Source organism: Microbacterium sp. oral taxon 186 str. F0373, assembly GCF_000411455.1.
Lineage (GTDB): Bacteria > Actinomycetota > Actinomycetes > Actinomycetales > Microbacteriaceae > Microbacterium.
Genome location: NZ_KE150457.1, coordinates 1,326,727 through 1,343,169 on the forward strand (window position 1 = coordinate 1,326,727; position 16,443 = coordinate 1,343,169).

15 protein-coding genes are annotated in these 16,443 nt (G+C 70.8%); 11 read left to right on the top strand and 4 right to left on the bottom strand.

Annotated features, from left to right (window positions below; all coding sequences use genetic code 11):
* Position 1 precedes the first annotated feature (1 nt).
* On the bottom strand, positions 2–1,489 hold the full coding sequence (locus HMPREF1529_RS06175; RefSeq protein WP_016464150.1) for a CoA-acylating methylmalonate-semialdehyde dehydrogenase: 1,488 nt from the start codon (positions 1,487–1,489) through the stop codon (positions 2–4).
* Positions 1,490–1,562: 73 nt separating this feature from the next.
* Here HMPREF1529_RS06175 and HMPREF1529_RS06180 point away from each other — a divergent pair, with 73 nt between their 5' ends.
* From HMPREF1529_RS06180 to HMPREF1529_RS06205, 6 genes are all read left to right on the top strand, one after another.
* The gene (locus HMPREF1529_RS06180) at positions 1,563–3,272 is read left to right on the top strand and encodes a PucR family transcriptional regulator ligand-binding domain-containing protein (protein WP_232212069.1); all 1,710 of its coding nucleotides are present in this window, start codon (positions 1,563–1,565) and stop codon (positions 3,270–3,272) included.
* A 107-nt stretch (positions 3,273–3,379) separates the two neighbouring features.
* Complete coding sequence (locus HMPREF1529_RS06185) at positions 3,380–4,009, top strand: GntR family transcriptional regulator (protein WP_016464152.1); 630 nt, start codon at positions 3,380–3,382, stop codon at positions 4,007–4,009.
* A complete protein-coding gene (locus HMPREF1529_RS06190) occupies positions 4,006–5,532 on the top strand; it encodes an MmgE/PrpD family protein (RefSeq protein WP_016464153.1) in 1,527 nt (508 codons plus the stop codon). The genes HMPREF1529_RS06185 and HMPREF1529_RS06190 overlap by 4 nt, the downstream gene beginning before the upstream one ends.
* On the top strand, positions 5,532–6,434 hold the full coding sequence (prpB, locus tag HMPREF1529_RS06195) for a methylisocitrate lyase (RefSeq protein WP_016464154.1): 903 nt from the start codon (positions 5,532–5,534) through the stop codon (positions 6,432–6,434). Before HMPREF1529_RS06190 ends, prpB begins: the two co-directional genes overlap by 1 nt.
* Before the next feature lies 1 nt (position 6,435).
* A complete protein-coding gene (locus tag HMPREF1529_RS06200) occupies positions 6,436–7,638 on the top strand; it encodes a bifunctional 2-methylcitrate synthase/citrate synthase (RefSeq protein ID WP_016464155.1) in 1,203 nt (400 codons plus the stop codon).
* 6 nt (positions 7,639–7,644) lie between these two features.
* On the top strand, positions 7,645–8,814 hold the full coding sequence (locus HMPREF1529_RS06205) for a thiolase family protein (RefSeq protein WP_016464156.1): 1,170 nt from the start codon (positions 7,645–7,647) through the stop codon (positions 8,812–8,814).
* Here the strand turns inward: HMPREF1529_RS06205 and HMPREF1529_RS06210 are convergent.
* Positions 8,748–9,566 (bottom strand): ROK family transcriptional regulator, encoded by an 819-nt coding sequence (locus tag HMPREF1529_RS06210; protein ID WP_016464157.1) that lies wholly within the window; start codon positions 9,564–9,566, stop codon positions 8,748–8,750. The genes HMPREF1529_RS06205 and HMPREF1529_RS06210 overlap by 67 nt on opposite strands.
* Before the next feature lie 172 nt (positions 9,567–9,738).
* On the opposite strand from HMPREF1529_RS06210, the gene HMPREF1529_RS06215 reads away from it, so the two are divergent.
* Complete coding sequence (locus HMPREF1529_RS06215; protein WP_016464158.1) at positions 9,739–10,893, top strand: acyl-CoA dehydrogenase family protein; 1,155 nt, start codon at positions 9,739–9,741, stop codon at positions 10,891–10,893.
* A gap of 4 nt (positions 10,894–10,897) precedes the next feature.
* Positions 10,898–11,674 (top strand): enoyl-CoA hydratase-related protein, encoded by a 777-nt coding sequence (locus tag HMPREF1529_RS06220; RefSeq protein WP_016464159.1) that lies wholly within the window; start codon positions 10,898–10,900, stop codon positions 11,672–11,674.
* Here HMPREF1529_RS06220 and HMPREF1529_RS06225 read toward each other — a convergent pair.
* Positions 11,661–12,179: a MarR family winged helix-turn-helix transcriptional regulator gene (locus tag HMPREF1529_RS06225; RefSeq protein WP_016464160.1), complete on the bottom strand. Its 519-nt coding sequence runs from the start codon at positions 12,177–12,179 to the stop codon at positions 11,661–11,663. The two genes, HMPREF1529_RS06220 and HMPREF1529_RS06225, sit on opposite strands and share 14 nt — an antisense overlap.
* 153 nt (positions 12,180–12,332) lie before the next feature.
* Between HMPREF1529_RS06225 and HMPREF1529_RS06230 the strand changes: the two genes are divergently transcribed.
* Genes HMPREF1529_RS06230 through HMPREF1529_RS06240 form a run of 3 tightly spaced genes read left to right on the top strand, consistent with a single transcriptional unit; the run spans position 12,333 to position 15,704 of the window.
* Positions 12,333–13,109, top strand: a complete 777-nt coding sequence (locus HMPREF1529_RS06230; protein WP_016464161.1) for an electron transfer flavoprotein subunit beta/FixA family protein — start codon at positions 12,333–12,335, stop codon at positions 13,107–13,109.
* 34 nt (positions 13,110–13,143) lie between these two features.
* Positions 13,144–14,133, top strand: coding sequence for an electron transfer flavoprotein subunit alpha/FixB family protein (locus HMPREF1529_RS06235; protein ID WP_005047756.1), 990 nt, complete (start codon positions 13,144–13,146; stop codon positions 14,131–14,133).
* On the top strand, positions 14,133–15,704 hold the full coding sequence (locus HMPREF1529_RS06240; protein ID WP_016464162.1) for a cytochrome b/b6 domain-containing protein: 1,572 nt from the start codon (positions 14,133–14,135) through the stop codon (positions 15,702–15,704). Before HMPREF1529_RS06235 ends, HMPREF1529_RS06240 begins: the two co-directional genes overlap by 1 nt.
* 155 nt (positions 15,705–15,859) lie before the next feature.
* Here HMPREF1529_RS06240 and HMPREF1529_RS06245 read toward each other — a convergent pair whose 3' ends face one another.
* The gene (locus HMPREF1529_RS06245) at positions 15,860–16,378 is read right to left on the bottom strand and encodes a GNAT family N-acetyltransferase (RefSeq protein WP_005047751.1); all 519 of its coding nucleotides are present in this window, start codon (positions 16,376–16,378) and stop codon (positions 15,860–15,862) included.
* Positions 16,379–16,443: the final 65 nt, after the last annotated feature.

A 16,443-nucleotide genomic window follows, 5' to 3' on the forward strand; every position in this document is an offset into this window, starting at 1 on the left:
CTCAGTGGTTGCTCGGGAAGCCGAGGCTGATCTGGCTCTCGCTGGGGTCGGGCCAGCGGGTCGTCACGACCTTGCTCCGCGTGTAGAAGTGGATCGACTCCGGGCCGTAGATGTGCGAATCGCCGAACAGGGAGTTGCGCCACCCGCCGAACGAGAACGCGCCCACCGGCACCGGGATCGGCACGTTGATGCCGACCATACCGACTTCGATGTCGAACTCGAACTGGCGGGCGGTGCCGCCGTCGCGCGTGAACACCGCGGTGCCGTTCGCGAACGGACTCGCGTTGATGAGAGCGACCGCCTCGTCGTACGTCGCGACGCGGGCGACGGAGAGCACCGGGCCGAAGATCTCCTCGTCGTAGACCTTCATGCCGGGGGCGACCCGGTCGACGAGCGAGACGCCGATGAAGAAGCCATCGCCCTCGAAGCGCTGTGCGGTGCCGTCGACGACGACCGTCGCGCCCTCCGCGGCGGCGTCGGCGACGTAGGAGGCCACCTTGTCGCGGTGCTCGCGGGTGATGAGCGGTCCCATCTCGCTCGCGGCATCCGTGCCCGGCCCGATGGTCAGCCCGGCGATGCGCTCCGCGACCTTCGCCACGAGGGCGTCGGCGACGTCGTCTCCGACCGCGACGAGGACCGAGACGGCCATGCAGCGCTCGCCGGCCGACCCGTAGGCGGCCGAGACGGCGGCGTCGGCCGCGGCATCCAGATCGGCGTCGGGCATGACGACCATGTGGTTCTTCGCGCCGCCGAGAGCCTGCACGCGCTTGCCGGCCGCGGCGGCCCGCTCGTAGATCGAGCGGGCGATCGGGGTCGAGCCGACGAAGCTGACGGCACGGACGGTGGGGGAGTCGAGGATCGCGTCGACGGCCACCTTGTCGCCGTGCACGACGTTCAGGACGCCGGCGGGAAGGCCCGCCTCCTCGTACAGACGCGCCAGGAAGAGGGCGGCGGAGGGGTCCTTCTCGCTCGGCTTGAGCACCACCGTGTTGCCGCAGGCGATGGCGGATGCCGTCATCCACAGCGGCACCATGACGGGGAAGTTGAACGGCGTGATCGCGCCCACGACGCCCACCGGCTGCTTCACCGAGTGCACGTCGACGCCCCGCGACACCTGTTCGGCATGCTCGCCCTTCAGCAGGTGCACGAGCCCGGCGGCGAACTCGACGTTCTCGATGCCGCGGCTGATCTCGCCCTTCGCATCCGAGAGCACCTTGCCGTGCTCGGCGGTGATGATCGCGGCGAGCTCGTCGGCGCGTTCGACCAGCAGGTGGCGGAGGCGGAAGAAGACGTCCGCCCGCTTGATGAGGCTCGTCGCGCGCCAGGCCGGAAGGGCCGCCGCGGCCGCCGCGATCGCGGCATCGGTCTCGGCGGTCGAGGCGAAGGCGACCTCGGCCTGCACGGCACCGGTCGCGGGGTCGTAGACGGGGCCGGTGCGTTCGGTCGATCCGACGGACTGGCCGGCGATGTGATGACGGATGAGGTCCATGAGGGCTCCTGTTCGGACAGTTCGACCGGGTCGTGACATGCTTATGCTGACGGAGAACAGGGGGGAGACGCAGGTGTCTGATCGTCGCGATGTGGACGGTTCTCGGACAGAACGTCCGGCCGCCGTTCTGCCGACCGTCTCCGAGGTGCTGGCCCTCGACGCCTTCGCGCCCGGCGCCCCGGTCGTCGTGGTCGGCGGAGCCGCGTTGGAGGCGTCCGTGCGCTGGGTGCACGTCTCCGACAGTGCGGATGTCGCGCGACTGCTCGAAGGCGGAGAGCTGCTCCTGTCCACCGGTTCGGGATGGCCAGACGATCCGCGACGGCTGGCGCACTTCGTCGCGCAGCTGGCCGAGGTGGGCGCTGCGGGCATCGTGCTCGAGCTGGGCGCCCACTACCGCTACGTGCCGGCGGTGCTGGCCGATGCCGCACGCAGCGCCGACATCGCGCTGATCGTGCTGCACCGGGAGGTGAAGTTCGTCACCATCACCGAGGCCGTGCACCGCCGGATCATCGCCGACCAGACGGCGGCTCTGGAAGCCCGCGACGCGGTGCGCACCCTGTTCACGGGACTTGCGCTGCGCGGGGCGCCGACGGAGTTCATCGTCGAGCAGGTCGGTCTCACGCTGGCCGCCCCGGTGGTGCTGGAGAGCGTCGGGCACGAGGTCGTCGTCGCCCACGTCGGCGGTGCCGCCGAGACCCGCACGCTCCGCGACTGGGCGCGTCGGTCCCGCGCCGCCGCCGCGGCGCCCGACCGGGAGGGGCGCACGATCGTGCCGGTGGAGGCCCGCGGCATCCGCTGGGGATGGCTCGTGGCGCTGCCCGGCGCCGCCCACCTCGCCGGACGCGACGCCGTGCTCGAGCAGGCGGCCACCGCGCTCGCCCTCGGCAGGCTCGCCGATTCCGGCGGCGAGGAGTGGTCGCGGCTGGGGCGTCGGCGCGTGGTCGACGCGCTGATCGACGGACGATTCACCAGTCTGTCCGCGGTGGCGGCGCGATTGGATGCCGCGGGAATGCCCCTCGTCGGCACGGTGGCCTTCGCGGTGGTCACCCTCGTGTCGTCGGGCCGGGGCGGCGACGCGGTCACGGTCGCGGCCGCCGCCGACATCGCCGCCGCGGCGATCGGCGTGCGCGTCGTGTGCGGCACGAGCACGACCCTCGACGACGGGTCGGCGCTGGTGCGCACGCCGCTGATCCTGGCGGTCGCGGGCCGCGCGACGAGCGCTGCCGACAACCGTGCCGACGCCTTCGCCGTCGCACTCGAAGATGCCCTGCGGGCGGGGTCGACGTCGGCGCGGGCGCGGGTCGTGCTCGGCCCGGGCGCGGTCATCCCCGCGCTCGAGCCCGCGGCCGAGTACGAGCGCGCGGTCGGAACGCTCGTCGCGGGCCTTCGCGAGACGATCGACCTCGTCGGTGCCGACGACAGCTTGCGCGGCGCTTCCCGCCGCGGCGCGGACGGCCGGCGCGTGGCCGAGCGTCCCCTCACCCGGGTGGTGGCGGCGCTCCGCGACGATCATCGCCTCGTCGCGCACGCGGAGCGGATGCTCGATCCGGTGCTGGCCGACGGTCGCGCTCGGGGCGGCGACCTTCTCGAGGTGCTGACGGCGCTGCTCGCGCATCCGTCCAACCGCACGGCGGCCGCCGAAGCGGCGCACCTGTCGCGGTCGGTGTTCTATCAGCGCATCGCCCTGCTCGAAGACCTTCTCGGCGTCGATTTCGACGATGGGGAGCAGGTCGCCGCTCTCCACGTCGCCGTGCTGACCCATCGGCTGCACGCGGCCGGGTGAATCCGCACGCGGCTGTTGCCTTCTGTATGCATTAGGGCACCGAAAGCGGTCATCGCTTCCTCGCAGCCTCGCTGATGTATACACTATGGGTGTCGAGAGGAGACCGCGTGCGTGCCAGTGACCGTGCCTACCGGGTGCTCCTCGACGAGATCCAGTCCGGCGATCTGGCGCCCGGCACGGTGCTCGCCGAAGTCGAGCAGTCCGTCCGCCTGGGCGTGAGCCGCACGCCGCTGCGCGAAGCACTCGGGCGCCTCCTCGCCGACGGCCTCGTCGTGCAGCCGTCGCCGCGACTGACGGTGGTCAGCGACATCGATGCGGGCGACATCCGTGAGCTCTTCGAGGTGCGCCGCGCCCTGGAGGAGACGGCTGCGCGCCTCGCCGCCGGCGGGGCAGAGGGAGCGCTGTTCGCGGCGTTGGCCGGGGAGTTCGCCCGCACGGATGCCGCGGCCGACCCCGACGCCTACTACGCGCTCATCGCGCGCTTCGACGAAACGCTCGACGCGGCCGTCGCCAACGACTATCTGACCGCGGCCCTGAAGACCGTGCGCACCCACCTCGTCCGGGTCCGCCGGCTCGCGCGCGACAATCCGGCGCGGCTCGCGGCATCCGTCGCCGAGCACCGCCTGATCGCATCCGCCGTCGCCGCAGGCGACGCGGAGCTCGCCGCGCACGCCACCCACGTCCACTTGCACAACGCGCTCGTCGCCATCCTCGCCTCGTTGGAAGGAACCCCATGACCGTCATCCACCACGTCCGTGTGCACCGGAGCGAAGAGAACCTCGCCCGCGAAGACCAGCTCGCACACAAGATCGCCGAGGTCGCCGCCGACCCGGTCGCCGTCGAGCCCGCCGTCGTCGAGATGATCATCAACCGCGTCATCGACAATGCGTCCGTGGCGGCGGCATCCCTCACCCGGGGCCCCGTCACCGCGGCGCGCGCCCAGGCCCTCGACCACCCGGTCTCGCGGGGAGGTTCGGGTGCGACGGTGTTCGGCGAGCCGAACGAGGTGCGCACCAGTCCCGAGTGGGCGGCGTGGGCGAACGGGGTGGCCGTGCGCGAGCTCGACTACCACGACACCTTCCTCGCCGCGGAGTACTCGCACCCGGGCGACAACATTCCGCCGATCCTCGCCGTCGCCCAGCACGTCGGCGTCGACGGCGCGGCCTTGGTGCGCGCCATCGCGACCGGCTACGAGATCCAGATGGACCTCGTGCGCGCCATCAGTCTGCACAAGCACAAGATCGACCACGTCGCGCACCTCGGTCCGTCGGCGGCCGCCGGCATCGGCACCCTGCTCGGACTCGACGCCGACACCATCGCCCAGGCCGTCGCGCAGGCGCTGCACACGACCACGGCCACCCGTCAGTCCCGCAAGGGCGAGATCTCCACGTGGAAGGCGCACGCCCCCGCCTTCGCCGGCAAGATGGCGGTCGAAGCCGTCGACCGGGCGATGCGCGGGCAGACCTCTCCGTCGCCGATCTACGAAGGCGAAGACGGCGTCATCGCCTGGATGCTCGACGGCAAGGATGGCGCGTACGACGTGCCCCTGCCCGCCCCCGGCGAACCCAAGCGCGCGATCCTCGACTCGTACACGAAGGAGCACTCCGCCGAGTATCAGGCACAGGCGTGGATCGATCTGGCCCGAAAGCTCCACGGCAGCCACCCCGAGCTCTCCGACCCCGCGAACGTGGAGAGCATCGTGCTGCACACCAGCCACCACACCCACTACGTGATCGGCTCGGGAGCGAACGATCCGCAGAAGTACGATCCGAAGGCCTCCCGCGAGACCCTCGACCACTCGATCCCGTACATCTTCGCCGTCGCGCTGCAGGACGGCGGCTGGCACCACGTCGACTCCTACCTGCCCGCTCGCGCCGCCCGCGAAGACACGGTGGCGCTGTGGCACAAGATCACGACGGCGGAGGATGCCGAGTGGACGCGTCGCTACCACTCCGAAGACCCCGACGAGAAGGCGTTCGGCGGCCGCGTGGAGATCCGGCTCACGGACGGCTCGACGCTCGTCGACGAGATCGCCGTCGCCGACGCCCACCCGCTCGGCGCGCGCCCGTTCGCCCGCGCCGACTACGTGCGCAAGTTCCGCCTGCTCGCCGAGCCCGTGCTCGCCTCGGCCGAGATCGAGCGGTTCCTCGCTCTCGCCGAGCGACTGCCCGAGCTGACCGCCGACGAGGTGCGAGAGCTCAACATCGTCGCCCGCGACGGCGTGCTGGCCACGGCGGCGAGCCCGAAGGGGCTGTTCTGATGCTGTACAGCCAGACCCCGGCATCCGAGAAGCGGCGCGTCCTGCGCGAGCGGCTGCGGGCGGGGGAGCTCGTGCGCTTTCCCGGCGCGTTCAATCCCCTGTCGGCACGGCTCATCGAGCAGAAGGGCTTCGAGGGCGTCTACATCTCCGGGGCCGTGTTGAGCGCCGACCTCGGCCTTCCCGACATCGGCCTGACGACGCTGACGGAGGTCGCCGGGCGCGGCCAGCAGATCGCCCGCATGACCGAGCTCCCGGCGATCATCGACGCCGATACCGGCTTCGGCGAGCCGATGAACGTCGCCCGCACCATCCAGACCCTGGAAGACGCGGGGCTGGCTGGCACCCACATCGAAGACCAGGTGAACCCGAAGCGCTGCGGTCACCTCGACGGCAAGCAGGTCGTCGACACCGGCACCGCCCTCCAGCGCATCCGCGCGGCGGTCGACGCCCGCCGCGACCCGAACTTCCTCATCATGGCGCGCACCGACATCCGTGCCGTCGAAGGCCTGGACGCCGCCATCGATCGCGCCAAGGCGCTCGTGGATGCCGGAGCCGACGCGATCTTCCCCGAGGCGATGCGCGACCTGAGCGAGTTCGAGGCCGTGTGCGCCGCCGTCGACGTGCCGGTGCTCGCGAACATGACCGAGTTCGGCAAGAGCGACCTCTTCACCGTGGACCAGCTCCGGGGCGCGGGCGTGCAGATCGTCATCTGGCCCGTCTCGCTGCTGCGGATCGCGATGGGCGCGGCATCCCGTGCGCTGGATACGCTGAACGACGAGGGGCATCTGACCTCGCGTCTGGGTGAGATGCAGCACCGCGCCGACCTGTACGACCTGATCGACTACGAGTCGTACAACCATTTCGACTCGGACGTCTTCAACTTCCAGATCACGAAGGAGTGACATGAGCGACCAGCAGATCCAGCCCCAGATCCACAAGGGCCTCGCCGGTGTCGTCGCCGACGCGACCGCCATCAGCAAGGTCAACCCGGAGACGAACTCACTGCTCTACCGCGGCTACCCCGTGCACGAGCTGGCCGCCACGCAGTCCGCCGAAGCGGTCGCGTACCTGCTCTGGAACGGCGAGCTGCCCACCGACGATCAGCTCGCCGAGCTGCGCGCGACCGAGCGGCAGCACCGTGCGCTCGCCGACGACGTCAGGGCCGTCATCGACCTGACCCCGATGGAGGCGCATCCGATGGACGAGGCGCGCTCGGCCGTGAGCGTCCTCGGTGCGCGCGATCTCGCCGGCACCGGATCGGTGCTCGACGCGAGCGGTTCTCGAGAGGAGAACCTGGCCCGCAGCATCCGTCTGTTCGCCGCCCTCCCCGCGATCGTCGCGTACGGTCAGCGTCGTCGCCGCGGACAGGAGCTCATCGCCCCGCGCGACGACCTCGACTACGCGGCGAACTTCCTGTGGATGACCTTCGGCGAGGAGTTCGACCCGGTGGTCGTCGACGCGTTCAACCGCTCGATGATCCTGTACGCGGAGCACTCGTTCAACGCGTCGACCTTCACGGCGCGGGTGATCACCTCGACCCTCAGCGACCTCTACTCGGCCGTGGTCGGTGCGATCGGCGCGCTCAAGGGACCGCTGCACGGCGGTGCGAACGAAGCCGTGCTGCACATCTTCGACGAGATCGGGGATGCCGACAACGTGGCGCCGTGGCTTGATCGGGCACTCGCCGACAAGCGCAAGATCATGGGCTTCGGTCACCGCGTCTACAAGCACGGCGACTCGCGCGTGCCGACGATGAAGGCCGCGCTCGACACGCTCATCGCGTACTACGACCGCCCCGATGTCGAGGCGCTCTACGCGACGCTCGAGCGCGAGTTCGTCGCCCGCAAGGGCATCTACCCGAACCTCGACTACCCGTCGGGTCCCGCGTACAACCTGATGGGCTTCGACACCCTGACCTTCACCCCGCTGTTCGTTGCGGCGCGGGTCGTCGGGTGGACCGCGCACATCATGGAGCAGGCGGCATCCAACGCGCTCATCCGTCCGTTGTCGGCCTACAGCGGCGTGGACGAGCGCCACATCGAGGGGTTCGTCGACGAGGCCGGCACCTCGACGATTTCGCTCCGCGCCGCCGAAGCCGAGGGCTGAGCGCTCATGCGTACCGCCGTCATCGTCGACGCCGTCCGCACCCCGTCCGGCCGCGGCAAGCCGGGTGGCGCCCTCAGCGGCATCCACCCCGTGGACCTCGCCGCCTCCGTCTTGCGGGCGACCCTCGAGCGCAACGGCCTGGAGTCGGCGCAGATCGACGACGTGCTGCTCGGCTGCGTCAGCCAGGTGGGCGAGCAGACGATGAACATCGCGCGTCAGGCGGTGCTCGCCGCGGGATTCGATGAGCGGGTTCCGGCGACGACGATCGATCGGCAGTGCGGGTCGAGTCAGCAGGCGGCGCAGTTCGCGGCGCAGGGCGTCATGGCCGGCCAGTACGACATCGTCATCGCCGGCGGCGTCGAATCCATGAGCCGCGTGCCGCTCGGGGTCGCGGCGTCGGTGGCCGGCTCGCCGTTCTCGCCGGGCCTGCACGCCCGCTATCCCGACGGGCTCGTCAACCAGGGCGTGTCGGCCGAGCTGATCGCGGCGCGGTGGGGATTCTCGCGCGAGGAGCTCGACGCGTTCGCCGCCGAGTCGCACGAACGCGCCGCCGAGGCGCAGGCACAGGGCAGGTTCGCCTCGCAGCTGCTGTCCATCGACGGTGTCGAGGTCGATGAGACGGTGCGAGCGGGAACAACCGTCGCGGGGCTGGCTGCGCTGGCGCCGGCGTTTCGCACGGACGCGATGGCCGAGCGCTTCCCGGAGATCGCGTGGCGGATCACGCCGGGCAACTCCTCGCCGCTGACCGACGGTGCCTCCGCCGCGCTCATCATGAGCGAGCAGAAGGCGCTCGAGCTGGGGCTGACGCCGCGTGCGCGCTTCCACGCGTTCGCCGTCGTCGGTGACGACCCTCTGATGATGCTGACGGGTCCGATTCCCGCGACGCGCCGCGTGCTCGAGCGCAGCGGGCTGACGATCGACGATCTCGACGCGTACGAGGTCAACGAGGCGTTCGCCCCGGTGCCGCTCGCGTGGGCCGCCGAACTCGGCGCGGATGCCGCCAAGCTCAACCCCTGGGGAGGGGCGATCGCCCTCGGGCACGCGCTCGGCTCCAGCGGTACGCGTCTGCTCGGCACGCTTCTCGCGCACCTCGAGGCCACCGGGGGACGCTACGGGCTGCAGACCATGTGCGAGGGCGGCGGCATGGCCAACGCCACGATCATCGAACGGCTGTAGGGGTCGACGATCAGGTGGGCGATGTCCCCGGCGTTGGAGCTCGCTCCGCGCAGAGGAGTGCTGTCCAGGGACAGGCCGACACCGGCGCCGGCGCCGTAGTAGAAGAACAGCGCGTCGCCCAGATCGCCGGCCGGCGTCACCCACAGCTCGCCGACCATGGCGGCGATCACGTCCTTCTCCAAGAGCGCGGGCAGTCCCGTCGTCATCGCCAGCTCCTCCCGCAGCGGCGTGTCCGACCACTCCGGCAGCAGGGGCGGGTTCAGCAGCAGGCCGGCATCCGTGTCGAGGGGGCCGGGTGCGGCGATGCCGACACCCAAGACGCGAGTCGGATCGGGCAACGAGTCGACGAGGTCGCCGGCGACCGCGCTGATCGCCTGGAGCTGTCGGCGGCTGGAGGCGCCGGTCGGCTGGATCTCCCGGTGCTGGACGATGCGACCTGCCAGGTCGAGCAGCACCACCGTGGTCACCGCAGGGTCCAGGTGCACGCCGATCGCGAAGCGCGCCGAGGGTTCGAGCGCGAGCATCGTCCGGGGCTTGCCGGGGCCCGTCCCGACTTTTCCCGCCTCGGCGATGAACCCCTCCGCCGTGAGCCGGCGGGTCACATTGGTGAGGGTCTGCGCAGACAGTCCGGTCTTCTCGGCGAGCTCCACCCGGCTCATGCCGTCGGGGGAGCGCCGGATGAGGTCGAGGATCAGGGCCTGGTTGTAGTTGCCCACGCCGAGGAGATTCGAGCCGCGCGTGCTGAGCATCATCGCCCTCCTCCCGTGGTCGCTGCGCCTTCACGCTAGTACGCGGGACAGCCGGGTGCCCGCAGGAAGGCGATCGGAGCGTCGCGCAAGATACTAGGACGTCCATGTAAAATGATCGCCGTGCCCTACCGGGCACACCTCCGGCTGTCGATCTGTTTCACAAGGACGTGACGCGATGAGCATGACTGTGGCCCCCTCCCTCTCCGCCGATGAGCGGGGAGCCATCCTCGAGGCCGTGCGCGACTTCGCCCGGACGCGGCTGGAACCGCACGCGCTGGAATGGGATCGCGACAAGCACTTCCCGCGGGAGGAGCTCGCCGAGGCCGGCGAGCTCGGCCTCGGCGGGCTGTACGTGCGTGAGGACGTCGGCGGCACGGCCCTCGCGCGCGAGGATGCCGCACTCGTCTTCGAACAGCTGTCGATGGGCGATCCCACGATCGCCGCGTACATCAGCATCCACAACATGGTCGCGTGGATGATCGACACCCACGGCACCTCGGCGCAGCGTCACGAGTGGCTGCCGCGGCTGACGACCCTGCGCGACCTCGGCGCGTACTGCCTGACGGAGCCCGGCGCCGGCTCGGATGCCGCGGCCATCACCACCAGTGCGATCGCCGACGGCGACGGTTACGTGCTCACCGGGGTCAAGCAGTTCATCTCTGGCGCCGGAGAGGCGGCGGTCTACGCCGTCATGGCCCGCACCGGCGAGCCCGGCGCGCGCGGGATCAGCGCCTTCCTCGTGCCGGCGGATGCCGAGGGCCTGAGCTTCGGACCCAACGAGCGCAAGATGGGGTGGAACGCGCAGCCCACTCGTCAGGTGATCCTCGACGAGGTGCGGGTCCCGGCATCCGCTCTGCTGGGTAGCGTCGGCGAGGGGTTTCGCATCGCGATGAGCGGGCTCAACGGGGGTCGGGTCAACATCGCGGCCTGCTCCGTCGGCGGTGCCCAGTGGGCTCTCGATCGTGCCGTGCGCTACGTGCACGAACGCTTCACGTTCGGTGAGGCGCTCGCCGAACGACAGAGCGTCGTGTTCGCGCTCGCCGACATGGCCACGCAGCTGCAGGCGGCCCGCGCGCTCGTCCGCGACGCCGCCCGCGCCATCGACAACGGGGCCGACGATGTCGCCGTGCAGTGCGCGATGGCCAAGCGGTTCGCGACCGACGCCGGCTTCGAGGTCGCCAACCGGGCGCTGCAGTTGCACGGCGGGTACGGCTACCTGCAGGAGTACGGGATCGAGAAGGTGGTGCGCGATCTGCGGGTGCATCAGATCCTGGAGGGCACGAACGAGATCATGCGGGTGATCATCGGCCGCGACGTTCTGGGAGCATGAGCACATGAGCGACTACTCCACGATCCTCGTCTCCACCCGCGGCCGCGTCGGCTGGATCATCCTGAACAGGCCCGAGGCGCTCAACGCGCTCAACTCGACCCTGGTCGACGAACTCGCCGCCGCGGCGGTCGCATTCGACGCCGACGAAGAGATCGGGTGCATCGTCGTGACCGGCTCGGAGCGCGCCTTCGCCGCCGGAGCCGACATCAAGCAGATGGAGGACGCGTCGTCCGTCGAGATGGCGCTGCGCAACCCCTTCGTCGGTCTCGAGGCCTTCTCGCGTGTGCGCACCCCCGTCATCGCCGCCGTCGCGGGGTACGCGCTCGGCGGCGGGTGCGAGCTGGCGATGGCGTGCGACATCATTCTGGCTGCCGACACCGCCCGTTTCGGTCAGCCCGAGATCACGCTCGGCGTCATCCCCGGCCTCGGCGGCACGCAGCGTCTGCCGCGCGCGATCGGTTACTACAAGGCGGCCGAGCTCGTGCTCACCGGGCGGATGATGGATGCCGTCGAAGCCGAGCGGGCCGGTCTGGTCTCCCGCGTCGTGCCCGCCGCCGACCTGCTCGCCGAGGCGGAGGCGATGGCCGAGCAGATCGCCGCGAAATCGCTGCCCGTGCTCTACGCCGCGAAGGAGTCGCTGCGGGCCTCGCTGGAGACCAGCGCTGCCGAGGGGCTGCGCTTCGAGAAGCAGGTCTTCACGTCGCTCTTCGCGCTCGACGACCAGAAGGAGGGCATGGCCGCCTTCCGGGAGAAGCGTCCGCCGCGATTCACGAATCGCTGACGACGTCGCCGGCCGACCGGCGCAGTCGGGCGACGATCGCGACGAGGTCTTCCACGTCGTCGGCTGTCAGGCCGGGCGCGGCGAACACGGCGTCGTTGAGCGCTGCGGTGGCCTGAGCCGCGAGGTCACGCCCCGCCCTCGTCAGGGCGACCAGGGTCGCCCGACGATCGCCGGGGTGCGGCTCGCGCGCGACGAGCGCGGCCGCTTCGAGGCGGTCGACGGTGTTCGTCACGCTCGTCGGGTGCACTTGCAAGCGGCTCGCCGCCGACGACAGCGGCATCCGTCCGTCACGGGTGAAACTCAGCAGCGTCAGCAGTTCGTAGCGGGCGAACGTGAGCGAGAACGGCTTCAGGGCCTCGTCGACGCGCGCGAGCAGAATCTGTTGCGCCCGCATGATGCTCGTCACCGCCGTCATCCCGGCCGCGGCGTCGACCCAGCCGTGCGCCACCCACTGGCGGCGGGCCTCTGCGATCGGATCGCGTGGCGACGACGGCGTGCGGCTCACGGGCATCTCCTCGAACGGCTCGGCGCCCGGAGTGCCGTGCGCGCTGGTCTCACGCTAGCGCGGACCTCGATCCGCCCCACGGATGATCCTGAGTCTCAACGGATGCGATACTGAGTCGCACCTTCTAGAATGAATGCGTCGCAAGGAGAACCGATGAAGATCGTGGTGCTGGTCAAAGAAGTCCCCGACACCTACGGCGACCGCAAGCTCGACCTCGAGACCGGTCTCGCCGAGCGCTCGGCCTCTGAGCGCGTGCTCGATGAGATCGGGGAGCGCGCACTGGAGGTGGCTCTGTCGTATGCCGACGCCCACCCCGGCACGGAGGTCGCCGTCGTCTCGATGGCAGCGGAGGAGGCCGCGGCCACCATCCGCAAGGGGCTCGCGATGGGCGCGGCATCCGCGCTTCAGGTCGTCGACCCGGCGCTGGCCGGCGCCGATCTGGGCGTGACCGCGGTCGTGCTCGCCGCCGCGGTGCGTCGCATCGGGTTCGACCTCGTCATCACGGGCAACCTCTCCACCGACGGCACCGGCGGCGTGCTGCCGTCGATGATCGCCGAGCACCTGCAGGTGCCGCAGGTCACCGCGCTGTCGGCGGTCACGATCGGCGAGGGCGAGATCACCGGCACGCGCGCCACCGACTTCGGCACTGCGCAGGTGAGCGCGACCCTGCCGGCTGTGATCTCGATCACCGAAGCTCTGCCGGATGCCCGGTTCCCGAACTTCAAGGGCATCATGGCGGCCAAGAAGAAGCCGTTCGAGACCGTATCGCTGGCCGACCTGGGCGTCGACGTCGCCCCGTCCGTGGCCGCCCAATCGATCATGACGGCGGTCGCCGAAAAGCCCCCGCGCGGCGCAGGAATCAAGATCGTCGACGAGGGCGACGCCGCGGACAAGCTCGCGGCCTTCCTCGTCGAGAACCGACTGGCCTGAGAACGGCCCTGGGAAGAAGACGGTGGAGAACGTGATGGTGGATGTCGCCTCGGACTCGATTCTCGTCCTGCTGGATGTCACGCCGGGCGGCGAGCTGGCCAGCTCGGCTGCCGGACTGCTCGGTGCCGCCGCTGGCATCGGCACGCCGGTCGCGCTCATCGTCGCCGACGAGAAGGCGCATGCCGCCCTCGCCGCGGCGGCGGGTGCGCTGGGCGCCGCGGTCGTGCTCACCGCGGGACTCGGCGGCGCGGACGGATCCCTGACGGTGCCCCTGGTCGATGCCGTCGCCGCGGCATCCGAGCGGGTGAAGCCCGATGCCGTGCTCGTCTCGAACTCCATCGAGGGACGCGACATCGCCGGGCGGTACGCGGCGCGCTCGCGCGCGGCTCTGGCCGTGGACGTCGTCGGCGTCTCCCGCGACGACGAGGGCGTGCTCGCACAGCACTCCGTCTACGGCGGGGCGTACAACGTCACGAGCGCCGCCACCTTCGGCCCTCTCGTCGTCACGGTGCGCCAGGGCGCGGTCGATGCCCGTGCCGCCGCGGTCACCGAGCCGCGGGTCGTGCCGCTGGAGGTCGCCGCCTCCGGCGCCCCGGCGGCGCGGATCACCGGCTTCGAGGCCGAGGTTGCGGCATCGTCCCGGCCCGAGCTGCGCGGCGCCGCAAAGGTCGTCTCGGGCGGACGCGGACTCGGCTCGGCCGAGAAGTTCGCACTCGTCGAGCAGCTCGCCGATGCCCTCGGCGCGGCCGTCGGCGCCTCGCGCGCCGCCGTGGATGCCGGGTACATCCCCTACTCGCACCAGGTCGGTCAGACCGGCGTATCGGTCTCTCCGCAGTTGTATGTCGCTCTCGGCATTTCGGGAGCGATCCAGCACAAAGCCGGCATGCAGACCGCGAAGACGATCGTCGCGATCAATAAAGACGGCGACGCTCCCATCTTCGACATCGCCGACTTCGGCATCGTGGGGGACGTGTTCACGGTCGTCCCGCAGCTGATCGCCGCCCTCGACGCCAGGAAGGCCTGATGGCGACCGGCGGATCGTCGATGCGTCGCGGGCTGCCGCGCATCGCCGGGGGCGAGCCGTGGCCGCCGGCCGCGAGTGCACCCGCGGAGGTCGCCGTGGAGGCGGCCCCTGTCGCAGAGAGCACTGTCGCCGAGGTAGGCATGGCGCCGTCCGCTGTCGCACCGACGAACTCGGGGGAGCAGGCGACCGCGGTGGCCGCCTCCGCACCCTCCCGCGGCAGCGAGACCGTCGTACGCCGGGGCTTGCCGCGCGTCGCCGGAGGCGAGCCGTGGCCCACCGGCGTCGTCGCGGCTGCCGCTGACACCGAGGCGGCGCACGCGGATGCGGCCGCGGTCTCCGCTCCGACGCCCCGATCCGCCGCGGACGACGGCGCCCCATCGGTGCGACGCGGGCTGCCCCGCGTCACGGGCGGCAACGCCTGGCCACCCGCCGACATCGTGGTGGCTGCCTCGACCCCGGCTGCCGCGGCCGCCGTCGATGCGTCGGCGCCCGGTGAGGAGAATGCCTCCGCGGAGGTCGCCCCCGCCGCCGACCGCCCTCTCGTTCCCGCCGTCGCCGAGGGTCCGCGTGCGCCGCTGACCGTACCGCAGACCGCCTGGGCCGGGCGTTCCGCGTCGCGCCGGCCGCAGCCGAAACCCGAACTGCAGCGGATCGGCCCGTTCACGAGGACGCAGTGGGCGGGCACCGTCATCGTCGGCGGGATCGGGCTCCTGTTCGCGGCGGGCATGGCCGTGCTCGCGGTGCGGTTCCTGCTGAGCCTTGACGGCATGCGCGAGTTCCTCGCGACCTACCCCGGTGAGTATCACCTGCCGGACGGCGCGCCCGTCGGCATCCCCGCGTGGCTCGGCTGGCAGCACTTCTTCAACGTGTTCCTGATGGTGCTAATCATCCGTTCCGGGCTCACGATCCGCCGCGAGAAGCGGCCGAGCGTCTTCTGGGCCCCGAAGAACAACCCCAAGGGCAAGACGAGCCTGACGATCTGGTTCCACCAGGCGCTGGACATACTGTGGCTCGTCAACGGCGCCGTCTTCATCGTGCTGCTGTTCGCCAGCGGCCAGTGGATGCGGATCGTGCCGACGAGCTGGGAGGTGTTCCCCAACGCGCTCAGCGCCGCGCTGCAGTACGTGTCGCTGGACTGGCCGACCGAGAACGGCTGGGTCAACTACAACGCGCTGCAGCAGCTCGCCTACTTCTCGACCGTGTTCATCGCGGCCCCCCTCGCCGCGATCACCGGGTTCCGCATGAGCGGGATGTGGCCGAAGAAGAACCTCAAGCTCAGCGCCGCCTACCCGATCGAGTGGGCTCGGAAGGTGCACTTCCCGGTGATGCTGTTCTTCGTCGTGTTCATCATCATCCACGTCGTGCTGGTGCTCGCGACCGGGGCGCTGCGCAACCTCAACCACATGTACGCCGCGCAGGGCTCGGTCGACCCGACGGCCTACGCCGACAACTGGACCGGCTTCTGGCTGTTCGTCGTCTCGCTGGTCGTCATCGCCGCCGCATGGGTCGCGGCGCGGCCCCTCGTGCTCGCCCCGATCGCCCGGCTGTTCGGCACGGTCAGCGGGCGCTGACGCGCGATCGCCGCCCCGACAGTGGCCGCCGCTCAGCCGAGCATCTCCGCAGAATGCGACGAACTCCGCATCCGATCGGCGATGTGGATGCGGAGTTCGTCAGAATCTGCGGAGTTGGTGAGCGCCACGGACGGGCGCGGCGACAGTGACGGCGGTCAGCGGACGAAGCGGACCTCGGTGAGCGTCTCGCCCAAGAACGGCTCGGTGTGGCTGGCGCCGTCGAGGGCGAAACCATTGCGCGCGTAGAACCGGTGCGCGCGCGGGTTGTCCTCGGCGACCCAGAGGTAGAGCTCCTCGTCGGGCTCGACGGCGGCATCGAACAGCTGCTGCCCGATGCCGGTGCCGTGGAACTGGTCGAGCAGGTAGATGAAGTAGAGCTCGCGCGTGCGGGGGGCATCGCGGTCGCGCGCCGGGCCGGATCCTACGAAGCCGACGATCTCGCCGCCGACGAGGGCGGCGAACATCTTGAACTCGGGACCCTGGTGGGCCCAGTGCGTCCACAGCTCGGCGAGGCGCTTGGGTGAGACGTTTTCCAGAGCAGCCTTGCTGATGAGGTGGTCGTAGGTCTCGTGCCAGCACGTCGCGTGGACCCGTCCGAGGGCCTCGGCATCCACGTCACGAACGGGACGGACGACGGTGTCGGTCTGCGCTGAGATGTCGGTGGGGGCTTCCATGGCCAGACTCTACGGCGGCCCTTCGGATTCACGAAATCGACGGATGCCGTGCGCCAACCCCCTCC

Bases quoted from the DNA above. Each gene is read 5' to 3' on its own strand.
- HMPREF1529_RS06230 (WP_016464161.1), top strand. From the start codon at position 12,333: ATGAAGATCGTGGTGCTGGTCAAAGAAGTCCCCGACACCTACGGCGAC.
- HMPREF1529_RS06240 (WP_016464162.1), top strand. From the start codon at position 14,133: ATGGCGACCGGCGGATCGTCGATGCGTCGCGGGCTGCCGCGCATCGCC.
- HMPREF1529_RS06235 (WP_005047756.1), top strand. From the start codon at position 13,144: ATGGTGGATGTCGCCTCGGACTCGATTCTCGTCCTGCTGGATGTCACG.
- prpB (WP_016464154.1), top strand. From the start codon at position 5,532: ATGCTGTACAGCCAGACCCCGGCATCCGAGAAGCGGCGCGTCCTGCGC.
- HMPREF1529_RS06220 (WP_016464159.1), top strand. From the start codon at position 10,898: ATGAGCGACTACTCCACGATCCTCGTCTCCACCCGCGGCCGCGTCGGC.
- HMPREF1529_RS06200 (WP_016464155.1), top strand. From the start codon at position 6,436: ATGAGCGACCAGCAGATCCAGCCCCAGATCCACAAGGGCCTCGCCGGT.
- HMPREF1529_RS06190 (WP_016464153.1), top strand. From the start codon at position 4,006: ATGACCGTCATCCACCACGTCCGTGTGCACCGGAGCGAAGAGAACCTC.
- HMPREF1529_RS06210 (WP_016464157.1), bottom strand. From the start codon at position 9,566: ATGATGCTCAGCACGCGCGGCTCGAATCTCCTCGGCGTGGGCAACTAC.
- HMPREF1529_RS06175 (WP_016464150.1), bottom strand. From the start codon at position 1,489: ATGGACCTCATCCGTCATCACATCGCCGGCCAGTCCGTCGGATCGACC.
- HMPREF1529_RS06215 (WP_016464158.1), top strand. From the start codon at position 9,739: ATGAGCATGACTGTGGCCCCCTCCCTCTCCGCCGATGAGCGGGGAGCC.
- HMPREF1529_RS06245 (WP_005047751.1), bottom strand. From the start codon at position 16,378: ATGGAAGCCCCCACCGACATCTCAGCGCAGACCGACACCGTCGTCCGT.
- HMPREF1529_RS06205 (WP_016464156.1), top strand. From the start codon at position 7,645: ATGCGTACCGCCGTCATCGTCGACGCCGTCCGCACCCCGTCCGGCCGC.